At 69.0% G+C, this 17,831-nt stretch carries 15 protein-coding genes; 11 read left to right on the plus strand and 4 right to left on the minus strand.

All coding sequences use genetic code 11. The features are described 5' to 3' along the window. Positions 1-167 precede the first annotated feature (167 nt). The 9 genes from METUNV2_RS0112560 to METUNV2_RS0112600 are packed head-to-tail and all read left to right on the plus strand — an operon-like array spanning position 168 to position 8,034. Entirely contained in the window at positions 168-1,556 is a 1,389-nt protein-coding gene (locus METUNV2_RS0112560) for an efflux transporter outer membrane subunit (RefSeq protein ID WP_018229819.1), read from the plus strand. Beyond that, positions 1,553-2,686 (plus strand): ABC transporter permease, encoded by a 1,134-nt coding sequence (locus METUNV2_RS0112565; protein ID WP_018229820.1) that lies wholly within the window; start codon positions 1,553-1,555, stop codon positions 2,684-2,686. Before METUNV2_RS0112560 ends, METUNV2_RS0112565 begins: the two co-directional genes overlap by 4 nt. A 13-nt stretch (positions 2,687-2,699) precedes the next feature. Continuing rightward, positions 2,700-3,464, plus strand: a complete 765-nt coding sequence (locus METUNV2_RS0112570) for an ABC transporter ATP-binding protein (protein WP_018229821.1) — start codon at positions 2,700-2,702, stop codon at positions 3,462-3,464. Then, positions 3,461-4,396: an HlyD family secretion protein gene (locus tag METUNV2_RS0112575; RefSeq protein WP_018229822.1), complete on the plus strand. Its 936-nt coding sequence runs from the start codon at positions 3,461-3,463 to the stop codon at positions 4,394-4,396. The genes METUNV2_RS0112570 and METUNV2_RS0112575 overlap by 4 nt, the downstream gene beginning before the upstream one ends. Continuing rightward, positions 4,389-5,120, plus strand: a complete 732-nt coding sequence (locus METUNV2_RS0112580) for an MtnX-like HAD-IB family phosphatase (protein WP_018229823.1) — start codon at positions 4,389-4,391, stop codon at positions 5,118-5,120. The genes METUNV2_RS0112575 and METUNV2_RS0112580 overlap by 8 nt, the downstream gene beginning before the upstream one ends. Next, on the plus strand, positions 5,117-6,022 hold the full coding sequence (locus tag METUNV2_RS0112585; RefSeq protein WP_018229824.1) for an alpha/beta hydrolase: 906 nt from the start codon (positions 5,117-5,119) through the stop codon (positions 6,020-6,022). The genes METUNV2_RS0112580 and METUNV2_RS0112585 overlap by 4 nt, the downstream gene beginning before the upstream one ends. After that, entirely contained in the window at positions 6,019-6,387 is a 369-nt protein-coding gene (locus METUNV2_RS0112590; RefSeq protein ID WP_018229825.1) for an EamA family transporter, read from the plus strand. Before METUNV2_RS0112585 ends, METUNV2_RS0112590 begins: the two co-directional genes overlap by 4 nt. Beyond that, positions 6,387-6,815 (plus strand): DMT family transporter, encoded by a 429-nt coding sequence (locus METUNV2_RS0112595; protein WP_018229826.1) that lies wholly within the window; start codon positions 6,387-6,389, stop codon positions 6,813-6,815. The genes METUNV2_RS0112590 and METUNV2_RS0112595 overlap by 1 nt, the downstream gene beginning before the upstream one ends. Further along, a complete protein-coding gene (locus METUNV2_RS0112600) occupies positions 6,799-8,034 on the plus strand; it encodes a DegT/DnrJ/EryC1/StrS family aminotransferase (RefSeq protein ID WP_018229827.1) in 1,236 nt (411 codons plus the stop codon). The genes METUNV2_RS0112595 and METUNV2_RS0112600 overlap by 17 nt, the downstream gene beginning before the upstream one ends. Here METUNV2_RS0112600 and METUNV2_RS0112605 read toward each other — a convergent pair whose 3' ends face one another. Genes METUNV2_RS0112605 through METUNV2_RS0112615 form a run of 3 tightly spaced genes read right to left on the minus strand, consistent with a single transcriptional unit; the run spans position 8,035 to position 11,389 of the window. Continuing rightward, positions 8,035-8,943 (minus strand): arginase family protein, encoded by a 909-nt coding sequence (locus METUNV2_RS0112605; RefSeq protein ID WP_018229828.1) that lies wholly within the window; start codon positions 8,941-8,943, stop codon positions 8,035-8,037. It lies immediately after the preceding gene. Next, positions 8,940-10,025, minus strand: a complete 1,086-nt coding sequence (locus METUNV2_RS0112610) for a peptidogalycan biosysnthesis protein (protein ID WP_018229829.1) — start codon at positions 10,023-10,025, stop codon at positions 8,940-8,942. The genes METUNV2_RS0112605 and METUNV2_RS0112610 overlap by 4 nt, the downstream gene beginning before the upstream one ends. Continuing rightward, a complete protein-coding gene (locus tag METUNV2_RS0112615; protein ID WP_018229830.1) occupies positions 10,022-11,389 on the minus strand; it encodes an aspartate aminotransferase family protein in 1,368 nt (455 codons plus the stop codon). The genes METUNV2_RS0112610 and METUNV2_RS0112615 overlap by 4 nt, the downstream gene beginning before the upstream one ends. A 549-nt stretch (positions 11,390-11,938) precedes the next feature. Here METUNV2_RS0112615 and METUNV2_RS19870 point away from each other — a divergent pair. Both METUNV2_RS19870 and METUNV2_RS19390 read left to right on the plus strand, forming a co-directional pair. Next, positions 11,939-13,753: a serine protease gene (locus tag METUNV2_RS19870; RefSeq protein ID WP_018229831.1), complete on the plus strand. Its 1,815-nt coding sequence runs from the start codon at positions 11,939-11,941 to the stop codon at positions 13,751-13,753. Positions 13,754-13,857: 104 nt separating this feature from the next. Next, on the plus strand, positions 13,858-16,179 hold the full coding sequence (locus METUNV2_RS19390) for a tetratricopeptide repeat protein (RefSeq protein WP_018229832.1): 2,322 nt from the start codon (positions 13,858-13,860) through the stop codon (positions 16,177-16,179). A 25-nt stretch (positions 16,180-16,204) separates the two neighbouring features. Here the strand turns inward: METUNV2_RS19390 and METUNV2_RS0112630 are convergent, their stop codons facing one another. Then, the gene (locus METUNV2_RS0112630; RefSeq protein WP_018229833.1) at positions 16,205-17,827 is read right to left on the minus strand and encodes an NAD+ synthase; all 1,623 of its coding nucleotides are present in this window, start codon (positions 17,825-17,827) and stop codon (positions 16,205-16,207) included. Positions 17,828-17,831: the final 4 nt, after the last annotated feature.

Here is a 17,831-nt window from a genome sequence, read left to right on the forward strand (position 1 = left end):
GAATGAAAGCGGCATCGGGCGCACAGGAATGACGCGCAGTGTAGCGCCCCGTCCAGCCGGTGTGGCAAGCCTGCGCCCTCTCCACAAAACCTCCACACAAGCCGCACGACGGCTCAAGGTTGCCGCGATTCAATAGGCACCCTGACCTGTTCCGGATTTTGCATACCTTGCAGCTGCACCGACTTGGCACGCTGATGATGGGCGCCCTCGCACTGAGCGGATTGGCCGGCTGCGCCACGGTGGACATGCCGCCGCTGCCCGACGTGGTGCCGGCCGCCTGGCGCGCGCGACCGGTGCTGCATGCCGGCGCTCCGGTCGCCGACCCGGCGCTCTGGTGGACCCGTCTGGGTGATCCGGTACTCAACGATCTGGTCACCCGCGCACTGCGCGACAACCTCACGCTGGCTCAGGCGCACAGCCGGCTGCGCCAGGCCGCAGCCATCGCCAGCGGCGGTGACGCGCTGTACCGCCCGGTGCTGTCGCTGTCCTCGCGCACGCTGCAGGACGTGTCAGCCACCGACACCTATCTGCACGTCGGTCTGGACATGGTGTGGGAGATCGGCGCCTTCGGCGCACGCGAATCCCACCAGAGGTCCGCCCGCGCCGACCTCGACATCGTCCACGCCGACACCCAGCTGGCGCGCGTCAATACGGTGGCCGGCGTGGTCCGCACCTATGCCGAACTGCGTGCCGCCAGCCGTCAGTCCGCACTGTTCCACGATCTGGCCGCAGTCGACGGCCGCAGCCGCGATCTGCTGGCGGTACTCGAAACCCAGCGCCTGGGCACGCACGGCGCGGTACTCGAAGCCGGCGCCCAGCTCGCACGCACCGAAGCCGGCGGCGCCCAGCCCGAACAACAGCGCGACCGTTCGGCGCAGGGCCTGGCACTGCTGCTCGGCCGCACCGAACCCGATCCGTCCTGGCTGCAGGACGCGTCGTCACCGGTGGTGCCACCGTTCTCGCTGACTCAGCTGCCGGCCGACCTGCTCCGCCAGCGGCCGGAAATCCGCCACGCTGAAGCGGGCGTGCTGCGGGCCGCCGGCGAACTGGGCATCGCACGGGCCGACCTCTACCCCAAGCTGTCGCTGGGTGCGTCACTGCTCTACGCCTACAACATCACGAAAAGCATCGGCACCCGGACCGACCATCTGCCGGCGATCGGGCCGGCGATCGACATTCCGCTGTTCGACTGGGGGCAGCGCCGCGCCGCAGTCAGCGCACGCGAAGAAGCGCTGCAGGGCAGCCTGCAGGCCTACCGCCAGACCGTGCTCGAAGGCGTGGCCGAAACCGAACAGGCGCTGGCTGCGCTGCAGGCGACCACCGCCCGCCGCGACCGGCTGGCCGACGCGCTGGACCTGCTGCGCAGCCGCCAACAGGCGGCCATCGCGCGCAGGCAGGCTGGCCTGTCGAGCGAACTTGCGGTGCTGGGCGCACACCGCGACGCGCTGCTGGCCGAACTGGACCTCTCGGCCGCCGAACTGGACCGCACGCTGTCCTTCGTCGCGCTGTTCCGTTCGCTCGGCGGTGCCGCGCTGCCGGCGGAGGCCACGCCATGATTCCGCTGGCACGCAAGACGCTGTTCCATGAATGGCGGCGCTTCGTGCCCGCGCTGTTCGCGGTCGCCTTCTCATGCGTGCTGCTGGTGGTGCAGGCTGCTCTGGTCGAGGGCATCTTCGGCAGCGCCGCCCTCTACATCAATGCCTCTTCCGCTGACCTGTGGGCCGGCTACCCCGGCACGCAGAGCGTGAACTTCGGCCGCGAGATCGGGCCGGACGTGGCGCTGCACCTGGGCATGGACCCGGCTGTGAGCGCGGTTGAATCCTATCTGTGGGTCGAGGGCGACTGGTACAACGCGCAGCGCTCAGGCGGCGGGGTTTCGGTCTTCGTGTCCGGCATTTCCACCTCGGCCGACGCGCTGATGTTCTCGCGCATCCTGACGCCTTATCTGAGAGCGCTGCTGCGCAGCCCGGACACGGTCATCGTCGATCGCGCCGATCTCGAACAGCTGGGCACCGGCGTCGGCGGCACCGCCTGGCTGAACGGCCGGCGGGTGCGCATCGCCGCGGCAGTCACCGGCCTGCGGGCGCTGGGCGGCGTGAACGTGCTGGCATCGCAGGACACCGCCCGCCTGCTGCAGCCGGGCGACGCCGGTACCGGCAGCACCTATGTGGTGGCGCGCCTGCGCGACCCGGTGCAGGCGACGGCAGTGCGCGACCGCCTGGCCGGTGCCGCCAGCTTCGGGCCGTACGAACTGTGGACCGCACGCGAATTCGCACGCCGTTCGCAGTTGTACTGGCTGCTCGATACCGGCGCCGGCATCGCGGTTCTGTTCATGGCGGTCATCGTCTGCATCGTCGGCGCCATCGTCACCAGCCAGTCGCTGACCGCGGTGGTGATCGCGTCCGCCCGCGAATACGCCACGCTGAATGCGCTCGGCGCCAGCCTGCGCGCACTCAGCCGGGTGGTGCTGGAACAGTCGTGCTGGATAGGCGGGCTGGGCCTCGCGATCGGCGGCGTGACCAGCGCAGTGCTGCTGTTCATCGCCGCGCGCAACGACGTGCCGGTCCAGCTCACGCTGCCGGTGGCCGGCGGCTGCGCGCTGGCGGTGCTTGCACTGGCGCTGGGTTCAGGCCTGTTCGCGGTACGCGGCCTGCTGCGCGCCGACCCTGCCCTGCTGCTGCGCTGAGGACATACGGCTCATGAATGCACGCACATCTGCCCCGGTCAGCCTCGAAGCGCATACCGTCAGCAAGGCCTTCCGCTCGGGCACGGTGACGGTGCACGTGCTCGACCGGCTGTCGGTCGCCATCCACGCCGGCGAACTGACCCTCATTTCCGGCCCGTCCGGCTGCGGCAAGAGCACGCTGCTGTCGCTGCTCAGCGGCCTGCAGGCACCGGACGACGGCGACACCGTGGCGCTCGGCGAAAACCTGTCGCGCATGGGCAAGGGTGCGCTCGAGCGCTTCCGGCTGCGCCACACCGGCTTCGTGTTCCAGGGCTTCAACCTGTTCCCGGCGCTGACCGCGTGCGAACAGGTGCAGCTGCCGCTCGGCTACATGGGCGTCAGCGCGCGTGAATCGCTGCGGCGGGCGCAGGAGGCGCTGGAAGAAGTGGGCATGGCGCACCGGCGCGACGCTTTTCCGGCACAGCTTTCCGGCGGCGAGAAGCAGCGTGTCGCGGTCGCGCGGGCGCTGGCCAAGTCGCCCCGCCTGCTGTTCGCCGACGAACCCACCAGCGCGCTGGACGCCGAGAACGGCCAGCGGGTGACCGGCATTCTGAGACGCATCGCGCACCAGCACGGCACCACCGTGCTGTGCGTGAGCCACGACCCGCGCCTGGTGCGCCAGGCGGACCGGGTACTGACCATGGAGGACGGACGCATGCAGAGCGACTGGCGACCACCGGCGCAGGACGATATCGGACCCGGCGCCGCGCGCGCCTGCATCGAGGACATCGCATCGTGAAGGCGGCACCGAAAAGATGGCGCGGCCAGGGCCTGTCATTCGGGCTGACGCTGGCCCTGGCACTGACGCTCACCGGCTGCGACGGCAACGAGGGCAGCGCCAGCGCGGCCACCGCGACGCCCGCGATGCCGGCGGCGATGGCACGCGGCAAGGTCGAGGTGGAAGGCGGACTGTTCGAGGTGCTGGCGCCGGTAGAGGGCACGGTAGACAGCGTCGCGGTGAAGGAAGGCGACAGCGTGCGCCGCGGACAGGTGCTGCTGCAGCTGCAGGCCGATCAGGCCCGGCTGGACGTCGACATGGCCGAAGCCGAACTGTCGCTGATCCAGTCGCGCGAACACGCGCAGCGCGCCCGCCAGCCGGCCGCACGGCAGCTGGCCGAGCGCACTGCCGCGGCGGCGCGCGCCGGCGCCTTCGAACAGCAGCGCGCCGACGAGGCGCACCAGGCGCTGCAGGACATCGACTCGGGCATCGCGGTGCTGGAATCCGAACAGGCGGTGGCGCGGCAGAAGCTGCGCCAGGCCCGGCTGGCGGAACAGCGGCTCACGGTGCGGGCGGCGGCCGATGCCAGCGTACTGAAGCTCGCGGTGCAGCCGGGCGCCCGGGTCGGGCCGCAGGCGGGCCGCGCGCTGATGGTGCTGCTGCCGCACCGGCCGCTGCTGGTGCGCGCCGAGCTGAACGAGAGCTTTCTCGCCAGCGTGCATCCGGGCATGAGCGCCACGGTCACACCGGACGTCGATCTGCATCCGGGCGAGCACGCGCCGTCTCAGCAGGCGCGGGTGGCCCGCCTCAGTCCGGCCTACAGCGGCAGCCGGCTGGGCGAAGACGCGGTGCGCGGCAGCGTGCGGGTGGTCGATTGTTTCCTCGAACTGGATCCGGCCGCGTCATCGGCGCTGCGCCTGGGTCAGAACGTGAAGGTGAGTTTCCATGAATGACGCATGCAATCGTGCGCTGTACGCCCCGCTCCGGCAGACCGCAGCTTCGTCCGCAAGCACCTGGGCGGTGCAGTGCGATTTCGACGGCACCATCTGCCTGACCGACGTCGCCGACTCGCTGCTGCAGCGCTTCGGCCGGCCCGGCTGGGAGGCGCTGGAAGAGGACTGGGAAGCAGGCCACATCGGCTCGCGTGCCTGCATGCAGGGCCAGGTCGCGCTGCTCGACATGAGCCAGGACGAACTGGATGCGCATCTGGACCGGTTGAAGATCGATCCGGGCTTCCCGGCCTTCGTCGCCGCCGCGGAACGCCTCGGCGTGCCGCTGCAGGTGGTCAGCGACGGCCTGGACTACGCGATCCACCGCATCCTGGCCGCACACGGGCTGGATCACCTGCCGGTGCTGGCCAACCGGCTGCTGCGCACCGGCGAGCGCAGCTGGGCGCTCGAATGCCCGCACGGCAGCGACGCCTGCGTGCGCGCCAGCGGCAACTGCAAGTGCGCGCGGCTGGCGGACGTGAAACCGGCCCGTGCCCGGCAGGTGCTGTTCGTCGGCGACGGCAGTTCCGATTTCTGCGTGTCCGGCCGTGCCGACCATGTGCTGGCCAAGGCGCGGCTGATCGACCACTGCCGCGAACGCGGCTATCCGCACACCCCCTTCGTGCAGTTCGACGAGGCGTGCGCGATGCTGCAGCAGCTGGCCCTGCCGGAAGGAGCCTGCGCATGAATGCCCGCGCCGATGACGGTCTGTTCGAGGCGTCTCTGGAAACGCCACCTGGCCCGTGTGTCACGCCACACGAATTCTTCCTGCCCGGCAGCGGCGAAGCAGGCCGCACCGGCGTGCTGCTGGTGCACGGCCTCACCGGCACGCCGAACGAAATGCGCCTGCTCGCCAAAGGCCTGAACCGGGGCGGTTTCGCGGTCTATGCAGTGCAGCTGGCCGGCCACTGCGGCACGCCGGACGACCTCATCCGGGTGCGCTGGACCGACTGGACCGCCAGCGTGCACGCCGGCGCCGAGCGGCTGCGCGCCCAGGTCGACCGCGTGGTGGTGATGGGCCTGTCGATGGGCGCCGTGCTGGCGCTGGAACTGGCCATCGCGCGCCCGGATCTGGTGGAAGGCGTGGGCGCGCTGTCCGCCACCTTCCGCTACGACGGCTGGAGCATTCCGCGCTACACCCGTCTGTCCTTCCTGCTGCCGCTGTTCCGCCTGCTCGGCATCGGCCGCCGGCGCGCCTTCATGGAACAGCCGCCCTACGGCATCAAGGACGAGGCGCTGCGCAAGCGCGTGGTCGAACAGATGAACAGCGGCGACAGCAGCGCCGCCGGTCTGCCGGGCAACCCGTGGTACGCAGTGATCGAAATGCACCGACTGTCGTCCCACGTGCGCCGGCGTCTGCAGTCGGTGCGCGCGCCCTGCCTGGTGCTGCATGCGAGCGAAGACGACATTTCCAGCGTGAACAACGCCCGCCTGATCGCCCGCCGGGTACGCGGGCCGGTCAGTCTGGTGCTGCTGCACGACAGCTATCACATGATCACGATAGACCGCGAACGGCGCACCGTGACCACGCTGGCCACCGAATTCGTCGGCCGGCTGGCGGTGGATGCCGACGGAACCGCCGCCGCATGAATGCGCCCTCCGGAGGGCTGGTCGCGCTGCTGTGGACGCTGAACGTGGTGGTCGATACCGCCGGCCAGCTCGCCTTCAAGGCGGCCGCCCACGACGCGCACGAAAGTGACGGCCTGCAGCGCTGGCGGCACATGGCCAGCCGCCCCTGGCTGTGGCTGGGCATAGGCTGCTACATCGCCGAATTCCTGGTCTGGCTGGCCTTCCTGTCGCTGGTGCCGCTGTCCGAAGGCGTGCTGCTCGGATCGATCAACATCGTGGTCGTCATGCTGGCCGGCCGCCTGCTGTTCGGCGAACGGCTGTCGCGGATGCGCACCGCCGGCATCCTGCTGATCGCGACCGGCGTCGCGCTGGTGGGCCTGCCCTGATGCGCCGCTTCTATGTCATCGGCTTCGGGCTGCTGCTGCTGTTCGACACGCTGGCCCAGATCAGCTTCAAGCTGGCCGGCGACTACGCGCTGCCGCTCGAATTCGGCCCGGCCTGGCTGCTGCGGGTATTCGGCGCACCGTGGATCTACGGCGCCTTCGTCGGCTATGTCGGTGCCTTCTTCACCTGGATGACGCTGCTGAGGCACGCGCCGATCGGCCCCGCCTTCGCCGCCTCGCACCTGGAAATCGTGTCGGTGCTGCTGCTGTCGCACGGGCTGTTCGACGAGCACATCGGCACGCTGCAGCTGCTCGGTGCGCTGTGCATCGTGGCCGGCATCCTGTGTCTGGCGGTCGGCGAAACCGAAAGCGAACGCGCCGGCGCCACGCTGGAACACCTGCCGCCCGCGCCGCATGAGCCGCCCCGCTGAACGCTGCGTCCCGCCGACCGCGGGGCTGCCGCTGGCACTGTCCGACCTGTTCGGCCGCGTACCGGGCGCGGCCCCCGATCTGGCGAGCGGGCTGGCGCGCGCATTTGACCTGCCCTGGGCCCGCATCGAATGCTCAGGCACCGCCGCGCTGGTGATCGCGCTGACCGCACTGCAGCGCCTGCAGCCCGCGCGCAACGAGGTCATCGTGCCGGCCTACACCTGCCCGCTGGTCGCCATCGCGGTGGCGCACTGCGGACTCGAACTGCGGCTGTGCGATCTGCAGCCGGGCCGGCCCGACATGGACCTCGACCATCTGGAAAGACTGTGCAGTGCGCGCACGCTGGCGGTGCTGCCCACCCACCTCGCCGGGCGGGTGAGCGATGTGGCCGGTGCGGCAGCCATCGCCCGCCGCACCGGCGCCTTCGTGATCGAGGACGCCGCGCAGGCACTGGGGGCCCGGATCGGAACCGACAGCGTGGGCACACAGGGCGACATCGGCTTCTTCAGCCTGGCGGTGGGCAAGGGTCTCACGCTCTATGAAGGCGGCGTGCTGACCGCGCGCGACCCGGCGCTGCGCGCCGCCTGCACCCGGGCAAGCGAGGCGCTGGCCCGCAGGCACGCCGGCTGGGAACTGCGCCGCACGCTCGAACTGGTCGCCTATGCGCTGTGCTACCGGCCGGCGCTGCTGGGCGCGGTCTATGGCCGCCCGCTGCGCAACGCGCTGCGGGCCGGCGACCGGGTGGAGGCGGCCGGCGACCTGTTCGACCTCCGCATACCGCTGCACCGGCCCGGACGCTGGCGCCAGTCGGTGGGCCTGCGCGCGCTCGGCCGCTTGCCCGCCTTCATCACCGGCTGCACCGAACGGGCACTGAGGCGCCGCGCGCAGCTTGAAAGCCTGCCGGGCATCGAAGTGCTGGGCGACAGCCCGGCGGTGCCCGACGCCGCCGGCACCTGGCCGGTGCTGCTGCTGCAGGTCAGCGACGCAGCGCGGCGCGACCGCCTGCTCGATCGTCTGTGGGCTGCCGGCTGCGGCGTCGGGCTGCCGTTCGCACACGCTTTGCCGGACTACCGGCGCTATGCCTCAGTCGTACCCTGGCAGGACGCCGGCGCCCTGCCGAACGCACGCGACTTCGCGGCGCGCGTGCTGTCGCTGAGCAACAGCCCCTGGCTGGACGATGCCCGCTTCGACCGCCTGTGCACGGCGCTGGTGGCGGACTGATCAGCCGCCCGCCGCAGCGATGCGGGCGAGCAGCGCGCGGTTCACTTCATGCTGGCGGCCCTGGCGGCCGTCGAGTGCGGCGGCGTTCAGTTCGATGTCCTGCCCGTCCAGACCGCTCAGCAACCGCTTCCACAGCGTGGCGTAGCGGTGACTGGAAATTTCGCCGGTGATGTCGCTGCCTTCGATGCAGCCGGTGAGCACGTCGATCACCGCCCCGGCCTGCTCCAGCGTGAGCACGCCCTGATCCCAGTTGGTCTGGACCACGGCGGTGGACAGCACGTCCTTGTCGATCGACAGATAGGTGGGTTCGGGTCGCGTCACCAGGTGGCTGGTCAGCGCGGCCACCAGTTCGGCGCCGTCGCGGTGCGCATGAAAAGCGTGGCCCAGCCCAAGCCAGCGCGCCCAGCCGGTATCGACGCCACAGCTCCAGTAGCTCAGCTTGCCGGCCCGCAGCGGCTGCAGCCGGTTTTCCCAGCAGTGGGCCAAGCCGATGTCGGCCGAGGTGATGCCGGCCACATGAACGTGACTCACCGCCTCGTCCATCGCCACCTGTCTTACCCATGAACCGCAGTGCACGCCGAACGGGAAACGCATATTGTCCGGATGGTTGTCGAGCACCACCACGCGCAGGCGCTGGCCGGTGCGCGCGTGCAGCGCCCGTGCGCAGCGCAGGATGAGCGGCGCGCTCAGATGGTGGAAATCGCCGCTGCCGATGAAGGCGGTGCCGGAGCGCCGCACCGTCGGCAGCAGCGGCGCAAGATCGCCGGCGAGCCGGTCGAGCTGGCGTGCGGAACAGCCGAAGCGCAGCGCGTCCTGCCGGTGGCGCAGCGGAATCCGCAGTTCGCGGTCGAGCGCACCGACTGCGCCATCGACATCCAGCACCACCGGAATGCGGAACGGCAGCGTCATGCCGCGTCTCCTTCCCGTTCCGCCTGCCAGATGCGGTCGCCTTCGAAATGTCCGGCAAAGCGGCGGGCCAGCGCCCGCAGCAGCGGGTTGCGCACATGCACCGCGTGCCGGGTGAAGGTGAAACGTGCACCCAGCTGCGCCTTCACGCCGGGGTCGCTCCAGCCGGCGACATACGCGGTGAGGCCGCGTTCGAGCGCGTATTCGAGATTGACCATCCAGCTCACGAAATAGAGATTGCAGTCGCGTGCCTGCGGGTAGCGCAGACCGATGTACTTGTCGACCAGACGGCCGTCGTGCTCGAAACACAGATTCCAGCCGACGAGTTCGCCCTCCAGCCAGTACTCGAACACGATGCCGCCAGTCGCGGCGTCGCGCAGCACGGTGGCGAAGAAGTCGCGGGTCAGGCGATCGAAATGCAGTTCGCTCTGGGCATAGACCGCCTCGTACAGCGCGCAGTACGCATCGACAGCGGCCTCGTCGGCGAACGCGGCATCGCCGCAGGGCCGGCGGCGCACCTCCAGCCGCGCACGCTGGCGCAGCTTGCGCTTCAGATCCTTGCGCCGGCCCGCCGACAGCCGCTGCAGATAGGCGTCGATGCTGTCGAAGTCGATCGGTACGTAGGCGAGCGCCTGGCCTTCGACCAGGATGCAGCCGGCCTGCACGCAGGCCTGCGCCAGCGCCTCGGCGAAGGCGTTGTCGCGCGCCCCGAGCAGCGGCGACGCGACCGGCAGGTCCTTGACGATGAGCAGCGGATAGCGCGGCGCCCAGGCCGCAAGCGAACGGCGGAGCAGTTCCAGCCGCCGGTCGTCCCGCGGCCACGGCAGGTATTCCGACACCGTGGCGCCAAAGAAAGCGGCACGGATGCGCAGAAGCCGCGACCACAGCCCGGACAGCGGCAGCCGCGCCACCCGGCGCTTCAGCGTCGGGTCGGCGGTGGTAAGCAGATCGAAGGGCGCACCGAACAGCAGCGGCAGATTGGCCAGCACATCGAAGCCTTCCGGCGGATGTGCGCGGAAGGCTTCGATCAGCGCGTCGGGTTCGAGCTGGAAGGCGGTGTGCCCCTCCTCCCGGGCGGTGCTCACGGACGCTTGGCGTACACCAGCAGCTGGTCGAGCAGCACCATGGCTTCGTCGATCTCGGCACGGGTGATTTCGAGCGAGGGCGCGAAGGTGATGACGTTCTTGTAGTAGCCGCCGACATCCAGCACCAGACCGGCGCGCCGGCCCTGGTATTCGAGCCGGCCGCTGAGGCCGATGTCCACCATGCGGTCGAGCAGCGCCCGGTTGGGCGTGAAGCCGTCGGCGGTGCAGATTTCGGCGCGCAGCGCCAGGCCCAGGCCATCGACATCGCCGATTTCCGGATGCCGCTTCTGCAGATCCTTCAGGCCTTCGAGGAAGTAGGCACCGCTGGCGCGCACCTTTGCGCCGTAATCGACCTCGGCGGTCATCTTCAGCACTTCCAGACCCAGCGCGGTACCCAACGGGTTGGACGCGAAGGTGGAATGGGTCGAGCCGGGCGGGAACACGGTCGGGTTGATCAGCTCTTCGCGCGCCCACAGGCCGGACAGCGGATTCAGCCCGTTGGTGAGCGCCTTGGCGAACACCAGCACGTCCGGCTGGACACCGAAGTTCTCGATCGACCACAGCTTGCCGGTGCGCCAGAACCCCATCTGGATTTCATCCACCACCATCAGGATGCCGTGTTCGTCCAGCACCTTCTTCAGGCCGGTGTAGAAATTGGCCGGCGGCACCACATAGCCGCCGGTGCCCTGGATCGGTTCGACGTAGAAGGCGGCGTACTCGCACTGGCGGGTCTTCGGATCCCACACCGCGTGGTACTCGTTCTCGAACTTGCGTGCGAACTCGGCGACGATGGCGTCCGCGTACTCTTCCGAGGTCATGCCCTTGGGACGACGGAAGGGATAGGGGAAGGGAATGAATTGCGCGCGATCACCGAAGTGACCGAAACGGCGGCGGTAGCGGTAGCTGGAGGTGATGCTGGAGGCGCCCAGCGTGCGGCCGTGATAGCCGCCCTCGAAGGCGAACATCAGGCTCTTGCCCTGGCTGGCATTGCGCACGATCTTCAGCGAATCCTCGATCGCCTGGGCGCCGCCGACGTTGAAATGAACGCGGCCCGGCCGGCCCCACTTGCGCTGCGCGTCCTGCGCAATCCACTTCGCCAGTTCGATCTTGGTCGGATGCAGATACTGGCTGGCGATCTGCGGCAGCGTTTCGAGCTGGCGCTTCATCACGTCTTCGAGGCGCTTGTTGCGGTAACCGAAATTCACCGCGGAATACCACATCTGGAGGTCCAGATAGGGCGTGCCCGCCTCGTCGAACATGTAGCTGCCTTCGCATCCGGCGAACACCTTGGGCGGGTTCACATAGTGGACCGTGTCTCCGAAGGAGCAATAGGTCGCTTCGTCAGCCAGCAGCTGTTCATTCATCTCTCGAGCACTCCATATCCAGATCATGCGGGGCGGCCGCCGGCGGTGCCGGGCGCGGGCCGGTCATCCGCAGCACCGTGCGCTGCGCCGGTGTGCGGAGCCTGCAGTCTGGAGAGGGAACCTTGAGTGACTGTCGAGCGTATGTGTGCGAATTGTGGAGACGGCCGGCGGCGCTCAGCCGGCGTCGTACGCGTTCGAGCAGCGCCTGGTGATCGGGTCGCGCCAGTCCTTGCCGAATCCCCGCTCGGTCACCCGCACACCGGGCGCTTGTGCTCGTTGCGCCGGAGCAGGCCGGTTACGCGCTTTGCGCTGACCTGCGCGACAGCGGCGCCGACGCACGGCCACCGGTGGTCGGATACGCCCGCCTCGCCGGGGGCGACACAGCACGGCCTGGCCGGTGCGCCGTTCGGCGGAGCTTGCGCGGGATGTCGTGACCGCAGCGGCCTCCGCAACCGGATCACCCCGAACGTGCGGGGAGCACCCAGTCACGATGCCGATCTGCAACACACGTGGAGCATAATTCGCCCCCTCTTATCCAAATCCATTGGCATGTTTGCTCTCCGCAACGCGATCCTCTTCGTCGGCGCAGCACTGTCGGTCACTGCGCCGGACGGCCGCGCGGATACGCGCGCCCGAGAGGTGTTCGTGGCCACCTCGCCGAACGTGTTCCGTATTCGCCTGCTCGATTCCACCGGTGCCGAAACCGGTGCGCGAAGCGCGGTGGCGTGTAGCGACGGACATCTCGTATCGCGCTGCGACGATGCCACCCCGTCATTCGAACTGCTGCTCGCCGACCGTTCGATACCGGCGACGCTGCATGCGCGCGATCCGGACAGCCAGCTGTGCCTCCTGCACGTGGAGTGGCCGGTCGCGCCGCCGGTGGCGGAGATTGCCGATCTGCCCGAACCCGGCACCCGGGTGTTCGCCGTCGGCAACACGATGGGACTCGGTATCGGCATCAGCGAGGGCGTGGTCGCGGCCATCCATCGGCGCAGCAACGCCACCCGCATTCAATTCACGGCATCCATCTCCAGCGGCTCGGACGGTGGCGGACTGTTCGACGAACAGGGCCGCCTGATCGGCATCATCGACCAGCCGCTGCAGGGCGGCCAGAACGTGAACTTCGCCGTGCCCGCGTCCGCCGTGCAAGGCATTGGGGCGCGTGCGGCTGCGCAGGCACTCGACACTGCCGAACGCGACCGGTGGGTAGCGCAGGCCGAAGCCCTGCGCCAGCGCGGATCCTGGAACGACCTGCGCATTCATGCCGACGCATGGATGGCGCGCCATCCGGACGATGCCGCAGCACTGATTGCGCGAGCCGATGCATCGGCAGCTGGTGGCGACGCGGACGCGGCAAGCCGTGACTTCGAGCGCGCAGTCGCCCTCGATCCAGGATCGCGCGCCGCCCTCTTCGGGCTGCTTCGCATGCAGATCGCACGTCAGGACGCTCATGCAGCCGCCACCGCGCGCACCTTGACCGACACCTGGCCGGGCGATGCCAACGCATGGATCGCGCGAGCCCAGGCGCAAGCGGCAACGGGTGACCACGACGGCGCCGATGCGTCGGCTCGGCGAGCGCTGACACTGCATCCGTGGTCGCCGGCCGCGCTTGATCTGCTGGCCCGTACCGCTCAGGCGCGCAGTCGCACGGACGCGTGGATCGACCACCGCGCGCGTCTGTTCAATCTGTCGCCGGACAATCCGGCTGCATTGATGAACTATGCCGACGCTCTGCTTTCCGCTGGGCGTGCAGCGCAGGCGCTGGCGCTGATCGAAACGGCTCCCGCGTACAGGAACAACGGCGACCTGCTTTACTACCATGGTCGAGCTCTGCAGGCGGTCGGACGCCCGGGCGACGCGCTGCGCAGTTTCGAACGCGGTCTCGACCACAGGCCGCTTGCACCCGCCTGGGTATGGGCGGGCATCGGCGGCATCCATTACGAACAGGCTTCATGGCAGCCGGCCATTGCGGCATTCCGCAAAGCGACCGAACTCGATCCTGGCGAACCCGGCTGGCGCTGGTCTCTCGCCGTAACGCTCAAGGATGCCGGACATGCCGACGAAGCGCTGGAGATTTTCTCCGCCTTCGTCGCAGAGGCGCCACAGCGAGCCGAAGCATGGCGTCAGCTCGGCCTTGTCCAAAGCCAGCTTGGTCATCCCGACGCAGCGATCGAGGCGCTGGAACGCAGCCTGACACTGGACGCACGCCAGCCGCAGGTCTGGCATGCGCTGATCGAATCGTATGCGCTGAAAGCGCGCACCGACGACGTGCGCCGTGCATGGGCTCGGCTGCGCGACCTCGACCCGGTGCGTGCGGAAGCCGCACGCCTGTGCTGCATCGTGCCGCTGGATATCGTCGAATGATGGCCACACGCCCTCTCGCCACAGATCGAGAACCTACAACACGGCAGCCGACGGTGTGCGCTTCCGGAGCGTGGCGCACGCGCCTCGCGCTCTGCGCCGCATTCATGCTCGCGCCATGCGCTGCAGTCCTGGCCGCCCCCGGTACAGATCGCGCACCGCTCGATCGTGCGCGTGCGGCAACGGTCACGCTCGACGTCGTCGGCGCTTTCGGCGATACGGCACAAGGCAGCGGCGTCATCGTCGCGGCAGGGCAGGTCGTGACCAACTGCCACGTACTGCGCTTCGCTCGATCCGTGCGCGTACGCACACACGACGGACGCAATTTCGATGCACAGCCGACGCTGGCGGACGGTGCCCGCGACCTGTGTCTGCTCGGCGTGACGGGGCTGAAAGATGCGCCGGTCGCACGGCGCCCTGCAGGCGATTCGCCGCAACCCGGCGAAACGATCATCGCGATCGGTAATCCGCTCGGGCTGGGCCTGGCCCACAGTACCGGACTGCTGACCGCAGTCATCGATCAAACCGGGTCACCCCGCCTCATCGTTTCCGCCCCGCTGTCACCAGGATCAAGCGGCGGCGGACTCTATGACAGCGAAGGTCGCCTGATCGGCATCACCACCGCAATCTTCAGTACCGGGCAGAACACCAATCTGGCACTTCCCGCGGCCTGGATCGACGAACTGACGAAGCGCGGCAGCCCGCCGCCGCTGCCGCCGCGTGAGCCCGAGGCGGAACCGCCGTGGGCGCAGGAGGCAGAGCGTCTGCGCGCCGCCGCTGACTGGGCCGGTCTCGATCGATGGTGTGTGCAATGGCTTCGCGCATGGCCCCACGCGCGCGAGGCTGCGCGACTGCGGGCGCTGGCGCTGGCGTCGCTCGATCAGGCCGATGGCGCCGTTGCGCAACTGCACGAAGCGCTTGCGTCGAATCCCCGGGACGCCGGACTGTGGGCCGCACTGGCCGACCTGCTGCTGCTCCGCGACCGCGAGGCCGAAGGCGTCGAAGCGCTGCGCAAAGCGCGCACGCTTGCCAGTGTCCAGGATTACGCCGACCGCATCGAAGCGGCTCACCTGTGGCGCAGAGGCAAGCTCGACGACGCGCTGGCACTGCTGCGCCGCGCCACCGGCCGCGACTTCGCCGACGGCTACGCGTGGCAGATGCGCGGCGAACTCGCGGCTCAGTTGCAGCACCACAGCGAGGCGGCACGCGCGCTGCTCATTGCGCTCGCCTACGCGCCGGAGGACGGGCGACTGCTCGCGCTGCTCGCCCGCATGCAACTGGAAACCGGCAACATCGAAGCCGCCCGCAGAACCTTGTCGCGAGTCGGCACGCCTGCCGCCGTTCCGGCGCTGGTCGCTTTCGCGCAGCGCGCGCTCGAACGCGGGCATCACCGGGATGCAGAATCCGCCTTCGAGCGTGCGCTGTCCCTCGCCCCCGGATCGGAAGACGCAAGCGTCCGGTTCGCCGCACTGCTGCAGGCGACCGGACGCTCCGCGCGGGCAGCGACCCTTCTCGACGCGTTGCTGGAACGGAATCCGGACAGCCCCCATGGGCTGCAGATCAAGGCCCGGCAGCATGCCCACGAGAAGGACACAGGCGGCGCAATCGCGTTGCTGCGGCGCGCCCTGGTCAGCGCCCCCGAGGACGCAGGCATACTGCGTGAACTGTCCGCACTGGAGAATGCGTCCGGCGATATCGCAGCGAGCATCGCCCACGGTCGGACACTTGTCACATTGTCGGACGCCACGCTCGACGACCGCGTGACCCTCGCCCAGTCACTGCTGAAAACCGGCGATATTGCCAGCGCCGAGCCATTGATCGAAGCCGCGCGCCGCGAAGCGCCGGACGATACCAACGCGCTGATCGCGGCAGCGCACCTGCACGACAGAGGCAACCAGCTCACCGATGCGCTCGCGCTGGCCGAACGTGCGACGGTGCTGGCACCTTCTCTCGGCGCTGCGTGGAGCGCCAGAGGTTACGCACTGCTGCGGATGAAGCGCTTTCCGGAAGCCATCGAAGCGCTGCGGACCGCTACCAGCCTGCAGCCGGACGCCAGCAACGGCTGGGTCAATCTCGGCAACGCGCTGCTTCAGCATCGGCAGATCGGCGAGGCGATCGCTGCACTGGAGCGCGCACGCGCACTGTCGCCGCACGCCTTCGATACCCTTCTCTATCTCGCCCAGGCCTATGCCGGCAGCGGTCAGCTCGACCGGGCGCTGCCACTGATCGAACAGGTCATTCAGCTACGACCGAAGCTGACTGTCGCGTGGCACATCAAGGGCATGATCCAGACGCACAGCAACGACGGCAAGGGCTTGATCGCCACCTACCGCGCGCTGCATCAGATCGACGCCACCGCCGCGGCCGGCCTGCGCAGCAGTGTCACCGAATTCAAGCCGTCGATGGGGGCACTGCTCATGCCTCAGTAGGCCCGCGCAGCATCTGCCTCATTTCTCAGGCCGCGCCTTCGTCCCGATACCGGTTGGTAATCGGATACCGCCAGTCCTTCCCGAAGCCCCGCTCGGTCACCCGCACACCGGGCGGCGCCTGCCGGCGCTTGTACTCGTTGCGCCGGAGCAGACCGATCACGCGGTGCACGTCCGCCTCGGCGAAGCCGCGCGCGATGATGTCGCGCGGCGACTCGTCGCGCTCCATATAGGCTTCGATGATGGCATCGAGCACCGCATAGGGCGGCAGGCTGTCCTGGTCAGTCTGGTCCGGGCGCAGTTCGGCCGACGGCGCTCGGGTGAGGATGTTGTCCGGAATGTCGTACCGCACGCTGTTGCGCCAGTCGCACAGGCGATAGACGAAGGTCTTGAAGATGTCCTTGATCACCGCGAAGCCGCCAGCCAGATCGCCGTACAGCGTCGAATAGCCCACCGCCATTTCGCTCTTGTTGCCGGTGGTGAGCACGATGGCGCCGGTCTTGTTCGACAGTGCCATCAGCATGATCATGCGGGCGCGGGCCTGCACGTTCTCTTCAGTGGTGTCGGCAGCGGCATCGCCGAACAGCGGCTTCAGCATCTGTTCGAAAGTGGCCATGGCCGGCGCGATCGACACCTCGTCGTACTGCACGCCGAGGTTCTTCACCAGTGCGCGCGAATCATCGAGACTCATCTGCGCGGTATAGGGCGACGGCATCATGACCGCGCGCACCCGGTCCGCGCCCAGCGCGTCCACCGCGATGCACAGCGTGAGCGCCGAATCGACACCGCCGGAAAGACCAATCAGGGCGGACCTGAAGCCGTTCTTGCCGAGGTAGTCGCGCACACCCAGCACCAGCGCCTCGTAACAGTCCTGTTCCACCGTGGACTGCGGTGGCAGCGGCTGCGGCACGACATCGCCGTCGCGCAGTTCGACCAGCGCGAAATGTTCGCGGCAGTGCGGCGCGCGCCAGACCAGCCGAGCGCTGCGGTCGAGCGCGAACGAGGCGCCGTCGAACACCAGTTCATCCTGTCCGCCGACCAGATTGCAGTACACGACCGGCAGGCCGGTGGCGGTGACGCGCTCACCCACCACCTGTTCGCGGGTGAGCGGCTTGTTCAGGTGATAGGGCGACGCATTGAGCACCGCCAGCACCTGCGCACCGGCGGCAGCGGCAGCTTCAGGCGCGCCCGCTTCCCACACGTCGGCACAGATGTTCACGCCCACCTTCACGCCAGCGACCTCGACAACGCACGCCTCGCTGCCGGCATCGAAGTAGCGTTCCTCGTCGAACACCTCGTAGTTCGGGAGCCGCATCTTGCGATAGGTGGCCTCGACCTGCCCGCCACGGATCAGGCTGGCGGCGTTGTAGAGCCGGTCGTCCTGCGCATGCGGATGGCCGACCAGCAGCGCCAGTCCGGCCGGCGCACCTGCCGCGATGCGGGCGATCTGGCGCGCGCAGGCGCGATGGAAATCCGGCCGCAGCAGCAGATCTTCCGGCGGGTAGCCGCACAGCGCCAGTTCCGGCGTCAGCAGCAGGTCGGCGCCCTGCTCTGCCGCCCGCCGGGCGGCGTCAAGGATGAGCGCGGCGTTGTGGTCGAGATCGCCGACCACGCAGTTCAGCTGGGCAACAGCGATGCGGAGCGTGCTCATCGCC

It is taken from the genome of Methyloversatilis universalis EHg5 (assembly GCF_000378945.1).
In the GTDB taxonomy this organism is placed as follows: Bacteria; Pseudomonadota; Gammaproteobacteria; order Burkholderiales; family Rhodocyclaceae; genus Methyloversatilis; species Methyloversatilis universalis_A.